An 18,453-nucleotide genomic window follows, 5' to 3' on the forward strand; every position below is an offset into this window, starting at 1 on the left:
ATGAGTTGGATTATTTTTTATACGGTAATCGCTGCTTTACTGGTTCTCGATTTGGGAATAGTACACAAAAAAAATACCGTAATGAGCTTTAAAGAAAGCGTACTTTTTAGTCTTTTCTATTTTGTAATAGCTTGTTTATTCGGTATCTATTTTACTATAATACGGGAGCAGAACATGCTCGTGAATATTATACTTGCTTTCTCATTGAGAAAGCTATGTCCCTTGATAATATTTTTGTTATCTCTATTATTTTTCAATTTTTTAAAATTCCCGGGAAATATCAACATCGTGTTTTATTTTTTGGTATAATAGGCGTAATAATATTCAGAGCCATAATGATTTACGGCGGTACTATTCTTATAAATAAATTTGCCTGGTTATTATATATTTTTGCCGTAATACTTATTGCTACCGGTATAAAAACTTTTTATGTATCACATAAAACTTTTGATATACAGAATTCTTATATTTACAAGTCAATAGTAAAAAATCTAAATATTACTCCTAATCTTGAAGGGGATAAATTTGTTGTTAAACGTAACAATAAACTATATTTTACCCCCCTTTTTATATCTCTAGTACTGATAGAGGCAATAGATTTAGTCTTTGCCATAGATAGTATACCGGCAATATTTGCAATTACTAATGATGTTTATATAATTTATACTTCAAATATTTTTGCTATTTTAGGGCTTAGAGCGTTATTCTTTTGTTTAGCAGAAATTGTAGAACGTTTCAGTTATATAAAATATTCTTTGGCTTTAATTTTAATATTTATCGGATTTAAAATATTTATTCATCATTATATAGCAATTCCGGCATATGTTTCGCTCATTGTAACTATTACTTTATTACTATTTGGTATAATTGCTTCCATAATTAGAAAAAATATGATTGACCATTAATAAAGGGGGTATATAATATTTTTTTATTTTTTAAGCAATTATAATGACTAAATTACTAAAATTATTTTTTATTACTATCATCATTTTTAATAACATTGCTTTTGCAAAAGAAACAGGGTTCTACATAGGAGCAGAAGGCGGAATAGTTGAACCGGTCGTTAGTAAATTCCGACATAAACACTCAAATACCGAAATAATTTTAAAAAAATCAAGCATGTATAGCGGGAAAATAGGCTATATAATATATCCACAGATAGCTATTGAATTCTCAGCAACTTATCAACCTAAATATCGTCTGCATTACGTATTACCTCAGCAAAATTTAAGTAATGGTCTCACTATTCCTAAAACCCCGGGTAATACTAAAGTATTATCAAATATATATATGCTAAATCTTATTTATGATTTAGAAAAAATAAAAACTTTCACGCCTTTTGTAATACTTGGAGGTGGAATAGCACAAGTAAAAGTTAAGCCTACCTCCTCTAAGTGGAGTGTTATAAATGGTGATTATTTTAAAGTAAGAAGAACTCATAAAAATTGTGTTGCGTGGCAAGCAGGTCTTGGAGTTTCACAAGATGTAACTTCAAATTTAAGTATTGATGCAACCGCAAAATTACAAACGGCATATAGAGTAAGAATTAATTATGATACGCTTGATATGAAAACAGGACAATTCGTGCCGGCAATTCCTATCAAAAAAACTATAGCCGTTGGAGAATTTGGTGTAGGATTTACTTATAGATTGCCATTTTAAGAATTCTGTGAAATATTTATATGAAAGCATCGTCAACGTCATTGCGAGAAAATTGCATAGCAATTGTACGTCCGCAATCTCAGGATATTTGACGAGATTGCAACAATGCTTCGCTCCTCGCAATGATGTTATGATACATACGAAAATCAACTATATAAGGAAAAAATATGTCCTCAAAAGCTACTAACTCTTCTTCTACCCCTAACGGTCATGATAAGACAGTAAAAACTACCAAGCCTGTTCTGAATGGTGCGGTTTCAAATCATAATACTTATGATGAAGTGCCGTATGAAAGCTACCCATATGCTCTTACAAATCCTTATCACTTAAGTACACTTGCAACTCTTTTCGGTGTGAATGCTCCTGAAGTCGAGAATGCAAAAATATTAGAGCTTGGTTGTGCAGCGGGCGGTAATTTAATACCACATGCAGTTCTTTATCCAAAAGCTCATTTTGTTGGGGTTGATTTGTCTAAGGTACAAGTTGACGAAGCAAATAAAAATGTTAAAGAACTAGGATTAAAAAATATAGAGTTCCATCATTGTTCGATAACCGATATTGATGATTCTTTCGGTAAGTTTGATTATATAATTTGCCATGGCGTAATTTCTTGGGTACCAAAAACCGTTAGAGATAAAATTTTTGAAGTTTGTAATAAAAATCTTAGTCCAAACGGAATAGCATATATTAGCTATAATACCCTCCCTGGCTGGAATATGGTCCGTACTATTAGAGATATGATGATGTATCATTCTAGCTCATTTGCAAATGTACGTGATAGAATAGCTCAATCTAGATTGTTACTAGAATTTGTTAAGGATAGCTTAGAAAATTCTAAAACTCCTTATGCAGAAGTATTAAAAACCGAAGCAGGGCTGCTTGCTAAACAAACCGATCATTATTTACGTCATGATCATCTAGAAGAAGAAAATGCTCAATTCTACTTCCATGAATTTATGAATGAAGCAAGAAAGCACAATTTACAATATTTAGCCGATTGTAATCTTTCGACTATGTATCTTGGTAATATGCCGCTAAAAGTAGTAGAGCAGTTAAAAGCGGTGAACGATATAGTTAGAACTGAACAATATATGGATTTCATTACGAATCGTCGTTTTAGAACCACTTTACTATGTCATAGTGATATGAAAATTAATAGAAATATTAATAATGATGATATAACGAAATTTAATATGATCTTTAATATAGTGCCTGAAAAGCCGATTAAAGAAGTAGATCTTAATAATGCTTCCGAAGCCTTAAAATTCTTCTTAAACGGTAATAAAGATTCTAATTTAACAACTAGTTCGCCTTACATGAAAGCTATTTTATACACTTTCAGCGAGAATCTAAATAATCCGTTAAGCTTTGAGAAAATAACCTCTGAAGCCAATAAAAAGCTACATAGTACTAAATTAAACGAAATTAAAGCTGAGCTTTTAAATAATGCAATGAAGCTAGTACTACAAGGTTATATTAGTATTACAAATCAGAAGCATCGAAATAACCCTGAGCTTGATAAGCCTAAAACAACAAAAATGGTGATACATCAAGCAACTCATACACCTTCTATGTGGGTTACAAATTTAAAACATGAACCTATCGGCGTTAATTTCTTTGAGAAGTTTGCACTTAGATATATGGATGGTAAACATGATAAAAAAGCAATTATTGAGGGGCCGTACTTGGTCATGTAGAAAAAGGCGAGCTAACTTTAAGTAAAGAAGGTCAAAAAGTAGAAAACAAGGAAGAAATACGCAAAGAACTAGAAAGCTTATTTACTCCAATGATCGAGAAATTTTCTTCTAACGCTTTGTTGGTGTAATATATATTTCGTCATTGCGAGCGACTGAAAGGAGCGTGGCAATCTCATGAAATAATAACAAACTCTTGAGATTGCTTCGTCAATTACTACGTAATTTCCTCGCAATGACAAGGAAATTCTAAAGCATAATAACTCATGTTCATATTTTTTTATTTATTTGCAACATTAATAACTATCAGCAGCTTATGCGTTGTTTTAAGCAAAAATTCCGTATATTCGGTATTATGGTTAATTTTTGCATTTATCAACGGTGCAGGACTTATGATTTTGCTTGGAGCAGAATTTTTAGCTATGATGCTGATAGTGATTTATGTTGGAGCTGTAGCAGTATTATTCTTATTTGTGATAATGATGCTAGATATGCATTTTAATAAGACAATAACACAGTTAAAAGAAAATCTTGCTTTAAGTAGTTTTATAGCTCTAATAATGTTTGCTGATTTAGTAACAATTATTTTACTTGGTACTAAAAATATTAATTTCATTTCAGATGTATCGTTTACCATAACAAATGATATCTCAAATACTAAAGCAATAGGTAAGGTGCTTTACACTGATTTTATGCTACCGTTTCAAATGGCGGGGCTTATTTTATTTGTCGCTATGATTGCATGTATTACATTAACGCTAAAGAAGCGTGAAGGAGTAAAACATCAAGATATTACAAAGCAACTCTCCCATAATAAAAGTAATGTTGTATTGATGACAAAGCCTACTCTAAATAAAGGTGTCGAGAATATTAAATATGAATGAATATATTTCGCTTAATCATTATTTAATCTTAAGCAGCTTAGTTTTTACTATTGGGATGTTTGGATTATTTATGCATCGCAAAAATATTATCAATATATTAATGTCCATTGAGTTAATGCTGCTTGCAGTTAACATAAATTTTGTTGCATTTTCCATATATATGCAAGAATTATCAGGACAAATTTTTAGCATTATAATCTTAACCGTAGCAGCTGCCGAAACCTCAATAGGTCTTGCGATATTACTAATATATTTCCGTAATAAAGGCTCAATTGAAATCACTGACATTAATCAGATGAGGGGATAAGATGTATCAAAATCTTGCCATAATGATTATCATGTTACCGCTTGCATCTAGCGTAATAAACGGGTTATTCTTAAAAGTAATAGATACAAAATTAGCTCAAATAATTGCAACCGGCTTCTTATCTTTATCTGCCTTATTCTCATTAGTAATATTTTGTGATGCGGGTCTAGACGGGAATATAATCCATATTAAATTATTACCATGGATTGAGGTTGGAAATTTTAAAGTAAATTGGTCGATTTATATCGATCAGCTCACTAGCATAATGTTTATAGCCGTAACATGGGTGTCAAGCGTCGTGCATATTTACTCGCTTGGCTATATGGCGGAGGATAAGGGGATTATACGTTTCTTGTCTTTTCTTTCGTTATTCACGTTCTTTATGTTAATGCTAGTATCCGCAGATAATTTTTTACAATTATTTTTCGGCTGGGAGGGCGTCGGGGTTTGTTCATATTTACTAATCGGATTTTGGTATTCAAAAGAATCCGCCAATAAAGCAGCGATTAAAGCTTTTATAACTAATAGAGCCAGCGATTTTGCCTTTATCTTAGGCATAATAACGATTATTGTTTATTGTGGTTCGGCAAATTACAAAGATGTATTTTCATCTGCAGAGTTATTATCTAATACAAAAATATTTTTACAATTTTCTATTCTAGATGTTATTTGCTTGTTATTATTCATCGGCTGTATGGGTAAATCTGCACAGATTGGTTTACATGTATGGCTGCCTGATGCGATGGAAGGACCGACTCCGGTATCTGCACTTATTCATGCGGCAACCATGGTAACGGCAGGAGTATTCTTAGTAGCACGCTGCTCGTATTTGTTTGAATATAGCCCTTTAGTTCTACAGTTTATTACAATAATAGGTGGTGTTACTTGTCTTTTTGCCGCAAGCATTGCTATTATGCAAAGCGATATCAAAAAGATTATTGCTTATTCTACCTGTAGCCAGCTTGGTTATATGTTTATGGCTTGCGGGGTATCTGCCTATAATAGCGGGATATTTCACTTAGTAACTCATGCCTTTTTTAAAGCCTTATTATTCTTATCAGCCGGCAGTATAATACATGCAGTTCATGAGCAGGATATTTTTAAAATGGGTGATTTAAGAAATAAAATGCCGGTAACTTACGGAAATTCCTTAATCGGCTCACTTGCATTGATAGGTATTTATCCTTTGGCAGGGTTTTACTCTAAAGATTCGATTTTAGAAGCAGCCTATAGTAGCGGCTCGTTTATGTTCATTTTTGGGATAGCGGCAGCAATACTTACTGCTATTTATTCAATGAAGATTATTATGCTTGTGTTCTATGGTAAAACTAAGCTAGAAAAAGATGTTTTTGAGCATGCCCATGAACCGGCTAAAATAATGAATACCCCCCTTATATTGCTTGTCGCTGGGAGCTTTTTTAGCGGTATGATCGGTTATTATTTACTTTCTATGGACAAACCAAACGGCTATTTCCATGAAAGTCTATTTAATTTACATATTTATAAACTACTAATTAGCCACCCGCCTTTATATATTAAGCTACTACCTATGGCAGTTGGCATAATGGGGATTGTTATCGGGATTTGCGTATATAACTCAAGTACTATTATGTCATTCCGGCCTTCTTCTATGTCATTCCCGCGAAAGCGGGAATCCAGTAAACCGTTTAATTTAGTTTACAATATATTACACAATAAATATTACTTCGACGAAATATATAATTTCTTAATTGTAAAACCTATTAACTGTTTAGCTTCTTTATTTTATCTTGGCGATCAGAAAATAATCGATCGTTTTGGACCAAACGGTTTTTCACGAGTCGTTAATTGCTTTAGCGTTCTTACCGGTAAAACACAAACAGGATATGTTTTTAATTATGCTTTGTATATTGTATCGTTTATTGTTGTTGTAATTAGCGTCTTCGTTTGGAAAGGTTAGTATACTTGGCATTAAAAACTAAAACCGTCATTGCGAGGAAAATTACGAAGTAATTGACGAAGCAATCTCAGAAGTATTATTTCATGAGATTGCCGTGCGGTCTTCGACCGCTCGCAATGACGGAAGAAACCCATAAAATCTTAAAATAACATGTTAGAATTACCTATTATATCTATCAGTATTTTCCTGCCGCTAATAAGCGTGTTATATATTTTGCTGTTTATTAGTCAAAGTAAAAAGGCAGATAAAGCGATATATGTAATGTATGTTGCAGTACTTAGTTCTGTTTTAACATTCATCTCAACTATTTATATTTTAATAGAGTTTGACTCCTCAAACCCCGCTTATCAATTTATTGAACGCTACGCTTGGCTTGATAAAATCGGGCTTGAATTTCATGTTGGTGTTGACGGTATATCGATATTTTTTGTGGCTCTAACTTCTTTTCTTACTCTTATTTGTATAATCGGAAGCTTATTTACCGTTAAAAAATATATTAAAGAATATTTAGTATGTTTTTTATTAATGGAGTCTTTTTGTATAGGAGCATTTACCTCAGTAAATTTATTATTATTCTATCTCTTTTTTGAAGCAATATTAGTGCCGATGTATATTATTATCGGTGTATGGGGCGGCGAAAATAGAATATATGCAGCTCTTAAATTCTTCTTATATACTTTCTTCGGCTCGGTATTTTTTCTACTTTCATTAATATATATTTATAGCAAAATTCATAATTTTGATTTAACCTATATTCCTGAACTTACCGGTAATATTCCATTATTTACTCAGCAAATTTTATGGTGGGCTATCTTTATTGCTTTTGCCGTTAAAATTCCTATAATTCCGTTTCATACTTGGTTACCCGATGCACACGTACAAGCTCCAACCAGCGGCTCTGTTATACTTGCCGGTATCTTGCTAAAATTCGGCGGCTACGGTTTTTTAAGAGTATTACTACCGCTATTTTCGAGTGTATCACAAGAATTTGCAATTTACGTAATTTACCTTAGCGTTATTGCAATAATATATGCGTCCCTTGTTGCTCTTGCTCAAAAAGATATGAAGAAGATGATAGCATATTCATCAATTGCACATATGGGATATGTTACGATAGGTATTTTTAGCTTTACTGAAGCCGGAGTTAGCGGAGCAATATTTCAGATGCTTAGCCACGGTGTGATTTCTTCATGCTTATTCTTAATAGTCGGTACTTTGTACGAAAGATTACACACTAAAGAAATAGCCAAATACGGCGGTGTAGCAAGTAAAATGCCTGTGCTTGCCACATTTTTTATGATTGCAATGCTTGGTTCTGTTGGGCTACCCGGAACTAGCGGATTTATCGGAGAATTTTTAAGCTTGCTTGGGATTTATAAGGTGAACGTAATAGCAACCTTTATAGCGGCTCTCGGCATAATCCTTGGGGCAGTTTATATGCTGAAATTATATAAAGAAGTTATGCTTGGTGAAATTACCAATAAAGAAATTATGCATTTCAGAGATTTATATAAATATGAAATAATCTCAATAGCCCCTTTAATATTATTGATTATTTACTTTGGTCTAATGCCCAGTTCTATTTTAAACGTATTTCGTTTATCGGTAGAAAGTTTGTTGGTAAAATTTTGATAACCTATATAATAATCGTCATTGCGAGGAAATTACGAAGTAATTGACGAAGCAATCTCAGAAGTTTGTTATTATTTCATGAGATTGCCACGCAGCCCTACGGCTGCTCGCAATGACGATCTTCAGTATCCGCACGACGGGAAAACATGGCAAAAGAAAATGCTATCACTTCATCAATTACAATTTAATATAGAACAAAGAAATTTATTTAATCTAAATATTACTTTTCTTCCTTCTTCTATCACCTATATAAAAGGAGCTAATGGCTCTGGTAAAAGCTCGCTACTGCGAATGATATCAGGAATTATGCAACCAAATAGCGGTAATATCTACTATAAAAATAATAATATCAACAATATCCCTAAACCTTACTGCACTTATATCGGTCATAATTTGGGACTAAAACTTGAAATGACTGTTTTGGAGAATCTAAAATTTTGGTCGGAAATTTATAATTCTAGCGAAACTCTATACGCCGCTATTCATTACTTTAAATTACAAGATTTATTAGATGAAAAATGCTATAGTTTATCTAGCGGAATGCAGAAAGTCGTAGCCGCAGCAAGACTTATTGCCTGCCAATCTGACTTATGGCTACTTGATGAAGTTGAAACTAATTTAAGCAAAGAAAATAGAGATTTGCTAAATAATTTAATTGTTATGAAAGCAAATAGCGGAGGTATTGTCCTTCTATCCTCTCATCTAGAAAGTTCTATAAAATCCGCACAGATATTGCAGCTTGTTTAATTATTATTGTTTTGCGTATTTTTATAAATCTTCCAATGTACAATAAAAAATATAAGACTAACTATAATCCAAATTGAACAATTAATTATTGTACTTACAGCACGTGCTTTAGTAACTTCTATATATTCATTTCTATAACTAATTCTCTTTTCTTCTAGCTCTTTTAGAGGCAAAACTCTTAATTGTTCATATAAAAATCCTTATCATATGATTTTAGCTTTAAATATTGCTCATTAGTACTATATTTTATGAGTTCTTCTTTATTAGTATATTCCGGTAGGAATAATGTAATGAATGCATTAAATGTAATAGAGAGCGTTATCAATAAAACTATAGTAGTAACAAAGCAAACTACCATACTATAAATCTGTTTTATAAACATAATTTCTCAGTATAAATGAACAGTCGATAAGCGAGTATATTACCTATACTCGTAATCCTTATGTAATTTACTAGCTAGTGCCTGCTCCCATCTATCGCCATTTTGCAGTAATCTTTCTTTATCATAAATAAGTGCCGTATGAGTTAGGCTTGCAAACTCGAAATTAGGACCTTCAACTATCGCATCTACAGGGCAAGCTTCTTGGCATAACCCGCAATAAATACATTTTGTCATGTCTATATCATAACGAGTGGTACGTCTACTGCCGTCATCTCGTTCGTCCGCTTCAATCACTATCGCTTGTGCCGGACAAATTGCCTCACAAAGCTTGCAAGCAATACAACGTTCTTCACCGTTTTCATAGCGACGCAGTGCATGCTCGCCCTTAAATCTAGGGCTAACAGGGCTTTTTTCATAAGGATAATTTATGGTAACTTTGGGCTTAAAGAAATACTTTAAAGTCAAAGCCATTCCCCTTACTATCTCATATAGAAAAAATGATTTTAAATAGTTTATCATAAAAATTATATATTAAAGGTCGATGGCATTATTGCAGCTTCTATGTCATTCCTGCGAAAGCAGGAATCCACAAAAATAACATATAGTGGCGGTACAAAAATTATATATTTAACAAAATAAACATATAAAAACTTGTTTTTATATGTTTTGCTGGATTCCTGCTTTCGCAGGAATGACAAGGATATCTAAACATTCGACAAATTATCTGTATAAACAAGCACGCTCGACACTAACACCACCCAAAATAAAGTTAGAGGTAAAAATACTTTCCACCCCAAACGCATTAGTTGGTCATAACGATATCTCGGCAAAGTCGCTCTAATCCATAAAAAGCAGAATAATAAGAATCCGACCTTAAATACAAACCAAAAGAACCCTGGAATAAAATCTAACCACGATATATTAAAGGGCGGTAAGTAACCTCCTAAAAAGAAAGTCGTAGTCATTGCACTAACTAATATCATATTAGCATATTCACCTAGAAAAAATAAAGCAAATCCCATAGAGGAATATTCAACATTATAGCCGGCTACTAATTCCGATTCTGCTTCAGGTAAATCAAAAGGCAATCTATTTGTTTCGGCAAGCACCGAGATAAAAAATACGACACCCATAGGTAGTAGCATTAAATCAATCCACCATGGCATCGTTCTTTGGGCTTCAATAATCCCACTTAAATTGAGAGTACCGGTAGTAAGTAGCACGGTAATAATAACCAGCCCCATCGATACTTCATAAGAAATCATTTGAGCAGATGAACGTATAGCTCCTAAAAAAGCATATTTTGAATTACTTGCCCAGCCGGCAATAATAATGCCGTAAACGCTTAAAGAGGATATAGCAAGAATATATAAAACACCGACATTAATATCTGCAAGAACTACACCCTTTGCAAAAGGTATAACTGCCCAGCCGATTAAACTTAATATAAAAGTTATCATCGGTGCTAAAATAAATAATATTTTATCGGAATTGGTTGGAATTATCGGCTCTTTGAATAAAAGCTTAACCGCATCAGCAATAGGTTGCAAAAGCCCGAACGGTCCAACGACATTCGGTCCACGTCGTAGCTGCATTAATCCAATAACACGACGTTCTGCATATGTTAAATACGCAACGCATAAAATTAAAGGTATAGTGATCGCCACCACCTTTAGAGCGATGATAATTAACGGAAAAATATATTCAAAAAAGAGTTCTGTCATAATGTTATTTAATTGTCATACAACCGTCATTGCGAGGAGATGCGAAGCATCGACGCGGCAATCTCAGGACTTTGGCACGAGATTGCTTCGTCGAATTACTTTGTAATTCTTCTCGCAATGACGGTTTAGGTATCCACGCTCTTTGCGTTTGCTTGCAATGACGACTCTTCATGCCGCCCTCTCATTTCTCTTTTCCTTAGCCTCTACACACTTAGCCATAGTAACCGAGTTTTTACTAATTACATCAGTCATATAATAATTAATAGGTCCCATAGTTATAGGCTCTTTTGATAACTTATCTTTAAAGCTAAATTTAGCAAATTTACTCTCTACAATTTTATCAATATTAGCAAATATCTTATATTCTTTAGCAAGCCTTACTCTTACTTCTTGCAAATTATCCATCCCGATATCTATTTTTAGAGAACCGGCAAGCTCTTTAATAATTTCTATATCTTCTTTAGCTACGCCCACAGGTGCTACTGCTTTTTCTGCTATTTGAGGTCTTCCTTCTAAATTTACGTAAATTCCGCTCTGCTCGGTATAAGCTGCCGCAGGTAAAATTACATCAGCATTCGCAGCACCTGAATCCCCATGATGTCCTTGATATATTATAAAAGCCGATTTTAGCTTATCAAATGGGAGTTCATCAGCTCCAAGTAGGTAAGTGAGTTCTAACTCTTCAAGCTTAATAGGAGTATTAAAACCGATGTCAAGACCGCCGACTATAGAAGCGTGATTATGCAGCATATTAAAGCCTTGAAAGTCATCACGCATAATATTATATTCAGCCACTATCTTATGAATAAGCGACAATATAGCATATCCGTCATCTCTTGCATATACGCCGTCACCTACTATAATCATCGGATATTTTGCTGCTTTTAAGGCTTTCGTAAACTCATGAGTACCAATAGCTAGCTCCTCAATAATCTTAATATCACTTCCTAAATCCTGAATTCTATAAGTTTGGTTATGTCCTTCACCTATTCTTGCCACTTTTAATGAGCCTGCACGCACTCTTTGCCCTATTCGGCTATTTAATACTGGAGCTATCTGCCTTAGATTTGCTCCGATTAGTAAACATAAATCAGCCTTTTCTACACCGGCAATAGTTGTATTAAATAAGTAGTTTCCTCGCTGCGTGGTATCAAATTTATAATCAAACTGATTAACGCTATAATTATTAGAACCAAGCTTTTGCAGTAATGTTTTTAGCATGAACATTGCTTCAACAGACACAAGAGAACCGGCAATAGCAGCAATTTTCTCTGGTTTTACGGATTTAATTTTATCTGCTATCGTCTTTAAAGCTTCGCTCCAACTAGCCTCTACTAACTTACCGTTTTTTCTGATATAAGGGAGATCTAAGCGTTGATATTTCAAACCGTCATAACTAAAACGATTTTTATCAGAAAGCCATTCCTCATTTATTTCTTCATTAACACGAGGTAATATTCTCATTACCTCATCGCCTCTACTATCTATACGAATATTAGAGCCTTCCGCATCATGCACACCAATACTAGCGGTATGTTTTAATTCCCATTTACGTGCTTTAAAGGCATAAGGCTTAGAATTCAAAGCACCAACCGGACAAATATCGATCATATTACCGGACATCTCGGAATCGAGTGTTTGCTCTAAATATGAAGTTACCTCCATATGCTCACCTCGATGGATAGCTCCCATTTCCTCTATCCCGGCTATATCATTGGCGAACCTAATACATCTAGTGCATTGTATGCATCTAGTCATCGCTGTTTTAATCAACGGCCCCATATATTTATCTTTGATAGATCTCTTATTTTCATGAAATCTATTAGTACCTTTACCGTATCTAAAAGCCTGATCCTGTAAATCACACTCACCGCCCTGATCACAAATAGGGCAATCTAGAGGATGATTAATAAGTAAAAACTCCATCACCCCTTCACGTGCTTTTTTCACCATAGGCGTATCAGTGTGAATAACCATACCGTTACTTACCGGCATTGCACAAGAAGCTATAGGCTTTGGTGATTTTTCCATTTCAACCAAACACATACGGCAATTACCGGCGATTTTTAGACGCTCATGATAACAAAAATGCGGGATTTCTTTGCCTGCTTGTGTGCAAGCTTGATAAACGGTGCTACCTTCTGATACTTCTATTTCAGAGCCGTCTATATTCAGCTTTATCATTTTTACTTTATCCAATAAGTCATAGGGTTTGGGTATGCCTGATCCTCTATCATATATTTAAAACCGATGACAATACGAAGTATATACCAAATAGCTAAGGCAAAATCTAATACTATCCAAATATCTGTAAAACATATAACCCATCCAATCGCTGCAAAGCAAAAAGTACGGAATAGAAATACGTAATGGCTAGCAGCAAAATTATCGGCTTTGTCTTTATTAATATAAGCAAAAACTACCCCAATTAGAGGCAATGGCGGTGCTACTACCCCGCATAAATATAATATATATACTACAATTAAGTTTTTCTTACCGCTCTCGGTATATTCTTTAAGATGTTTGTCCATATTTTTATTTACCTCTTTATGTCGTGCCACGTAGCATTGTTGCATGGATACCAAGTCATCATTGCGAGCAGTCGTAGGCTGCGTGGCAATCTCGTCAAATATCCTGAGATTGCTTCGTCAATTACTTCGTAATTTCCTCGCAATGACGATATGACAAAACTACCCCTTCAAATTCTCTACCACAAAATGCATAATACTGCCGTGCTTTATATAATTTATCTCATTATCCGTAAATATTTGCAATATTAAATCGATTGTTCTTGTTTCGCCAGTTTGTTTTTTTATCATGCATTTAACAGGATTATAAGGCTTTATTTGTTCACTTAAGCCTATAATATCAATAGTTTCTGAACCGTCTAGCTTTAAATCTAATCTTGTATTATTGCCGGTAAAAGTTAGCGGTAAAATACCCATACCAACTAAATTTGAACGATGTATTCGCTCAAAGCTCTCGGCAATCACTGCCTTTACTCCAAGCAGTTGCGGACCTTTTGCCGCCCAATCTCTAGACGAACCGCTACCATATTCTTTACCGGCAAAAATCACTACAGGTACATCATTAGCTTTATAGTCCATAGCCGCATCGTAAATAGTTTGCTGCGTACTACTTAATTGGTTTATAGTAAAGCCGCCTTCTACTCCCTTACACATTTCGTTTTTTATACGGATATTAGCAAATGTGCCACGCATCATCACTTCATGATTCCCTCTACGTGACCCGTAAGAGTTGAAATCTAGAGGCTCTATATGATTGTCCGTTAAATATTTAGCAGCAGGGCTGGTTTTACTAATACTTCCTGCAGGCGAAATATGATCGGTAGTAATAGAATCACCGAAAATTGCTAGAATTTTTGCAGATTTTATATCTTTTATATTATTCTTGCTGCCTATATCCTCAAAATAAGGCGGATTATTAATATAGGTACTGTTCTTATTCCAGTTATAAGTAGAGCTAGTTGTAATCTGTAAATCTTTCCACTCTTTCGTTCCACTAAATATATCAGAATATTTTTCTATAAACATAGAGGAATTAATTGAATTTGCAATAACTTCATCTATCTCTTCTTTGCTTGGCCAAATATCTTTTAAATAAATATTTTTTCCTATAGGCTGATTATTTAAATCTATATTAAGAGTGCCACTAAGTGCATATGCTACAACTAAAATAGGCGAGCCGAGATAGCTTGCTTTAGTAAGTGGATTAATTCGCCCTTCAAAATTCCTATTACCGGATAAAACAGAAGCAACAACTAGCCCGTTTTTGTTAATAGTTTCCTCTATTTCCGGATTTAGAGGTCCGGAATTACCGATGCAAGTAGTGCAGCCGTAACCTACTAGATTAAACCCTAATTCATCTAAATATTTATCAAGACCGCTAAGCTTCAAATATTCTGTTACGACTTTTGAGCCAGGAGCAAGAGAAGTTTTAACCCAAGGCTTTACCTTTAACCCATGTTCTAGTGCTTTTTTAGCAAGAAGTGCTGCACCAATCATCACGCTAGGATTAGAAGTATTAGTACAGCTAGTAATTGCTGCAATTACCACATCGCCGTTACCGATTTCATAATTCTGATTTGCTACGGCATATTTTTTATCAATGTCTTTATTTTCTATACCGAAATTCGGTAATTCATGTTTAAAATTATTTGCTACATCGTTTAAATCTACCCTATCTTGCGGACGTCTTGGCCCGGCAAGCGAGCTATGTACCATAGATAAATCTAGCTCTAAAATTTCGGTATATTCTGCCTCATGCTCAAAATCATACCAAAGATTCTGCTCGTTTGCGTATTTTTCTACTAATTTGATTTGCGTTTTTTCTCTACCTGTTAGCTCTAAATATTTTATAGTTTCTTGGTCAATCGGGAAAAAGCCACAAGTAGCACCGTATTCAGGCGACATATTAGAAATGGTAGCACGATCGGCAATCGTTAGATTTTTTAGTCCCTCACCGAAAAACTCAACAAATTTACCTACTACTTTCTTTTTCCGCAACATCTCGGTAACGGTTAACACTAAATCGGTTGCGGTAGCTATACCTGTTAATTTTCCTGTTAGTTTTACACCGATTACTTCCGGTAGAATCATAGTAAGAGGTTGTCCAAGCATTGCAGCTTCTGCTTCTATTCCGCCAACTCCCCAACCAAGCACCGATAATCCATTTACCATGGTTGTATGGCTATCAGTTCCAACTAAACTATCAGGGTAAGCAAGTCCGTCTTTATGCCACACGACTTTTGCTAAATATTCTAAATTTACCTGATGACAAATACCCGTACCAGGCGGCACTACTTTAAAATTATTAAATGCCTGCTGCCCCCATTTAAGAAACTGATAACGCTCAATATTGCGTTTCATTTCCATTTGCACGTTTTTATCGAATGAATCTTTAGCTGCATAAGAATCAACGCTTACGGAATGGTCTATTACCAAATCAACAGGAATAAGCGGATTAATTTTTAACGGATCGCCTCCTATTTTCTTCATCGCATCACGCATAGCAGCTAGGTCCACAATAGCAGGCACACCGGTAAAATCCTGCATCAAAACTCTTGCCGGCATAAAATCTATTTCCGCATCAGATTCTTTAGTTTTTAGCCATTCTTTAAAAACAAGTAAGTTTTGCTTTGAACCATTAGAACGTAATACATTCTCAAATAACACTCTTAAACTATATGGAAGCTTTTTTAAGGGAAGTTCGATATCGCTTGCCGCTTTATTTATATCGTAAATTTTGTAGGAAGTATTATCGACTGATAACTCTTTTATATATTCTGAATTATGCACTTTTGACATTTGTTTCTCACTTGATTATGTGGAATGAACATCGTCATCTCGAGCAACCGTAGGTTGCGTGGGCTAAACCGTCATTGCGAGGAAGTTACGAAGTAATTGACGAAGCAATCTCAGGATGTTTGACGAGATTGCCGCGTCGCTTCGCTCCTCGCAAGGACGGGAAAAAGCCTCACAATGACATTAAAATAACCTTATCCCAAAACGTAGATTTTTAAAACAAATTAATGTTGTTCTGATAAAGGTTTTTGAAGTTCTAGAAGCTTAGTTGCTATTTCTGCTTCATTTAAATTTGTAACGTTAATAGCAGTTTCCGTTGCTATATTAACATAACTTCCCGTTACTTCGGTTACACCGCTGGAAACAAGATAAGTAATTTGTGGGTTGTATATATCATCTATATAAACCTGTACTAAACCGGCTTTTAAACTAACGATCATCGGAGCGTGATTCGGCAGCACTCCAAACATACCCTCCTCACCCGGCATTGTTACCATTTTAGCTTGCTTTTCAAATGCAATACTTAAAGGAGTAATTATTTTGACTAAAATTGTTTCGTTCATGGGCTTATTGTATTTTTCGTCATTGCGAGGAAATTATGAAATAATTGACGAAGCAATCTCAGGAATTCGTTATTATTTCATGAGATTGCCACGCAGCCTACGGCTGCTCGCAATGACGATTATGGTTACATTTATCCTTTCAAAATCTTCGCTTTCTCAATAGCCTCGTCCATAGTTCCGACCATATAAAAAGCAGCTTCTGGTAAATCATCGTATTTACCCTCTACAAGCCCTTTAAAGCCTGCTATAGTATCGGCTAAATTAACAAATTTGCCTTCAGCTCCGGTAAATACTTCAGCGACATGGAAAGGCTGTGATAAGAAACGCTGTATTTTTCTAGCACGCGACACGGTTAGCTTATCTTCTTCGGATAGCTCATCCATACCTAAAATAGCGATGATATCCTGCAACGATTTATAAGTTTGTAAAATCTGCTGCACTTGTCTTGCTACGCTATAATGCTCTTCACCGACAATCATCGGGTCAAGTACCTGAGAATTACTATCTAACGGGTCAACTGCCGGATAAATTCCAAGCTCGGCTATCTGACGGCTAAGTACTGTTGTAGCATCTAAATGTGCAAAAGAAGTAGCAGGAGCAGGATCGGTTAAATCATCTGCCGGTACATATATAGCCTGCACGGAAGTTATTGAGCCGTTCTTAGTAGAGGTGATACGCTCCTGTAGCTCTCCCATATCAGTAGCAAGAGTAGGCTGATACCCTACCGCTGACGGAATTCTACCAAGCAACGCCGATACTTCAGAACCTGCTTGAGTAAAACGGAAAATATTATCTACAAAGAATAAAACATCTTGCCCCTCATTCATATCTCTAAAACTTTCCGCAATGGTCAGACCGCTTAATGCAACTCTTGCCCTTGCTCCCGGCGGCTCGTTCATTTGTCCATAAACAAGAGCTACTTTTGAATTTTCCGGTTTCTCAAGGTCAATCACACCGGAGTCAATCATTTCATGGTAAAGATCATTACCCTCTCTAGTTCTCTCACCGACTCCTGCAAATACGGTATAACCGCCATGTGCCTTAGCTACGTTATTAATAAGCTCCATAATTAACACGGTTTTACCTACACCTGCACCACCGAATAATCCTATCTTACCGCCCTTAGTATAAGGAGCAAGTAAATCAACAACTTTAATACCGGTTACTAATATATTACGCTCGGTTGACTGGTTGGTAAAATCAGGAGCAGACTTATATATAGAAGAAATATTTGAGCTTTTAATGTCTCCTTTACCGTCAATCGGCTCACCTACAACATTCATAATACGCCCAAGCGTCTCAGTACCTACGGGAATCCGAATAGGACTGCCTGTATCTATTACTTCTACACCCCGCACTAATCCTTCGGTAGAATCCATAGCAATACAACGCACCGTATCATCGCCTATATGTTGTGCTACTTCCAGCACTATCCTTTGTTTATCGTTATAGCACTCTAGAGCATTTAAAATTTCCGGTAACTCACCGTTATTCGTAAATTTTACATCCACCACCGCTGAAATAATCTGAGTAATTTTACCGATATTTTTTGTCATAATTTTTTCTTTTAAGATAATGTTTCTTATAAAAAACGT

General features: G+C 35.0%; 13 protein-coding genes and 2 pseudogenes. 8 read left to right on the forward strand and 7 right to left on the reverse strand.

Annotated features, from left to right (window positions below; translation table 11 throughout):
- The 8 genes and pseudogenes from RF_RS06620 to ccmA all read left to right on the forward strand — a co-directional run bounded on the left by RF_RS06620 (position 1) and on the right by ccmA (position 8,865).
- Positions 1-905: pseudogene (locus tag RF_RS06620) on the forward strand (TerC/Alx family metal homeostasis membrane protein).
- 43 nt (positions 906-948) lie between these two features.
- Positions 949-1,662, forward strand: a complete 714-nt coding sequence (locus RF_RS06625) for an outer membrane protein (RefSeq protein WP_011271553.1) — start codon at positions 949-951, stop codon at positions 1,660-1,662.
- Positions 1,663-1,829: 167 nt separating this feature from the next.
- Positions 1,830-3,487: pseudogene (locus RF_RS06630) on the forward strand (methyltransferase regulatory domain-containing protein).
- Between the two features lie 135 nt (positions 3,488-3,622).
- The gene (locus RF_RS06635; RefSeq protein WP_011271555.1) at positions 3,623-4,240 is read left to right on the forward strand and encodes an NADH-quinone oxidoreductase subunit J; all 618 of its coding nucleotides are present in this window, start codon (positions 3,623-3,625) and stop codon (positions 4,238-4,240) included.
- Complete coding sequence (gene nuoK / locus RF_RS06640; RefSeq protein ID WP_011271556.1) at positions 4,233-4,547, forward strand: NADH-quinone oxidoreductase subunit NuoK; 315 nt, start codon at positions 4,233-4,235, stop codon at positions 4,545-4,547. The genes RF_RS06635 and nuoK overlap by 8 nt, the downstream gene beginning before the upstream one ends.
- A 31-nt stretch (positions 4,548-4,578) precedes the next feature.
- The gene (gene nuoL, locus RF_RS06645) at positions 4,579-6,486 is read left to right on the forward strand and encodes an NADH-quinone oxidoreductase subunit L (protein WP_045820767.1); all 1,908 of its coding nucleotides are present in this window, start codon (positions 4,579-4,581) and stop codon (positions 6,484-6,486) included.
- A 150-nt stretch (positions 6,487-6,636) separates the two neighbouring features.
- The gene (locus RF_RS06650; RefSeq protein ID WP_011271558.1) at positions 6,637-8,118 is read left to right on the forward strand and encodes an NADH-quinone oxidoreductase subunit M; all 1,482 of its coding nucleotides are present in this window, start codon (positions 6,637-6,639) and stop codon (positions 8,116-8,118) included.
- A 159-nt stretch (positions 8,119-8,277) separates the two neighbouring features.
- On the forward strand, positions 8,278-8,865 hold the full coding sequence (gene ccmA / locus RF_RS06655; protein ID WP_039595211.1) for a heme ABC exporter ATP-binding protein CcmA: 588 nt from the start codon (positions 8,278-8,280) through the stop codon (positions 8,863-8,865).
- A 421-nt stretch (positions 8,866-9,286) separates the two neighbouring features.
- Here ccmA and nuoI read toward each other — a convergent pair whose 3' ends face one another.
- The 7 genes from nuoI to atpD all read right to left on the reverse strand — a co-directional run bounded on the left by nuoI (position 9,287) and on the right by atpD (position 18,414).
- Complete coding sequence (gene nuoI, locus RF_RS06665; RefSeq protein WP_011271560.1) at positions 9,287-9,766, reverse strand: NADH-quinone oxidoreductase subunit NuoI; 480 nt, start codon at positions 9,764-9,766, stop codon at positions 9,287-9,289.
- A 185-nt stretch (positions 9,767-9,951) separates the two neighbouring features.
- Positions 9,952-10,971: an NADH-quinone oxidoreductase subunit NuoH gene (gene nuoH / locus RF_RS06670; protein WP_011271561.1), complete on the reverse strand. Its 1,020-nt coding sequence runs from the start codon at positions 10,969-10,971 to the stop codon at positions 9,952-9,954.
- A gap of 168 nt (positions 10,972-11,139) precedes the next feature.
- Positions 11,140-13,155 (reverse strand): NADH-quinone oxidoreductase subunit NuoG, encoded by a 2,016-nt coding sequence (gene nuoG, locus RF_RS06675; protein WP_011271562.1) that lies wholly within the window; start codon positions 13,153-13,155, stop codon positions 11,140-11,142.
- A gap of 2 nt (positions 13,156-13,157) precedes the next feature.
- Positions 13,158-13,502 carry a DUF4870 family protein gene (locus RF_RS06680; protein WP_039595212.1) on the reverse strand — a complete coding sequence of 115 codons (345 nt, stop codon included), beginning with the start codon at positions 13,500-13,502 and terminating at the stop codon, positions 13,158-13,160.
- A 159-nt stretch (positions 13,503-13,661) separates the two neighbouring features.
- Positions 13,662-16,298, reverse strand: a complete 2,637-nt coding sequence (acnA, locus tag RF_RS06685; RefSeq protein WP_011271564.1) for an aconitate hydratase AcnA — start codon at positions 16,296-16,298, stop codon at positions 13,662-13,664.
- A gap of 221 nt (positions 16,299-16,519) precedes the next feature.
- Positions 16,520-16,858 carry a F0F1 ATP synthase subunit epsilon gene (locus tag RF_RS06690; RefSeq protein WP_011271565.1) on the reverse strand — a complete coding sequence of 113 codons (339 nt, stop codon included), beginning with the start codon at positions 16,856-16,858 and terminating at the stop codon, positions 16,520-16,522.
- 131 nt (positions 16,859-16,989) lie between these two features.
- Positions 16,990-18,414: a F0F1 ATP synthase subunit beta gene (gene atpD, locus RF_RS06695; RefSeq protein WP_039595213.1), complete on the reverse strand. Its 1,425-nt coding sequence runs from the start codon at positions 18,412-18,414 to the stop codon at positions 16,990-16,992.
- Positions 18,415-18,453 lie beyond the last annotated feature (39 nt).

It is taken from the genome of Rickettsia felis URRWXCal2 (assembly GCA_000012145.1).
Taxonomy (GTDB): Bacteria; Pseudomonadota; Alphaproteobacteria; order Rickettsiales; family Rickettsiaceae; genus Rickettsia; species Rickettsia felis.

Coding starts and splice junctions, on each gene's coding strand:
- nuoL (WP_045820767.1), top strand. CDS start 4,579: ATGTTACCGCTTGCATCTAGCGTAATAAACGGGTTATTCTTAAAAGTA.
- nuoI (WP_011271560.1), bottom strand. CDS start 9,766: ATGATAAACTATTTAAAATCATTTTTTCTATATGAGATAGTAAGGGGA.
- nuoG (WP_011271562.1), bottom strand. CDS start 13,155: ATGATAAAGCTGAATATAGACGGCTCTGAAATAGAAGTATCAGAAGGT.
- RF_RS06650 (WP_011271558.1), top strand. CDS start 6,637: ATGTTAGAATTACCTATTATATCTATCAGTATTTTCCTGCCGCTAATA.
- RF_RS06680 (WP_039595212.1), bottom strand. CDS start 13,502: ATGGACAAACATCTTAAAGAATATACCGAGAGCGGTAAGAAAAACTTA.
- acnA (WP_011271564.1), bottom strand. CDS start 16,298: ATGTCAAAAGTGCATAATTCAGAATATATAAAAGAGTTATCAGTCGAT.
- atpD (WP_039595213.1), bottom strand. CDS start 18,414: ATGACAAAAAATATCGGTAAAATTACTCAGATTATTTCAGCGGTGGTG.
- ccmA (WP_039595211.1), top strand. CDS start 8,278: ATGCTATCACTTCATCAATTACAATTTAATATAGAACAAAGAAATTTA.
- RF_RS06635 (WP_011271555.1), top strand. CDS start 3,623: ATGTTCATATTTTTTTATTTATTTGCAACATTAATAACTATCAGCAGC.
- nuoH (WP_011271561.1), bottom strand. CDS start 10,971: ATGACAGAACTCTTTTTTGAATATATTTTTCCGTTAATTATCATCGCT.
- nuoK (WP_011271556.1), top strand. CDS start 4,233: ATGAATGAATATATTTCGCTTAATCATTATTTAATCTTAAGCAGCTTA.
- RF_RS06625 (WP_011271553.1), top strand. CDS start 949: ATGACTAAATTACTAAAATTATTTTTTATTACTATCATCATTTTTAAT.
- RF_RS06690 (WP_011271565.1), bottom strand. CDS start 16,858: ATGAACGAAACAATTTTAGTCAAAATAATTACTCCTTTAAGTATTGCA.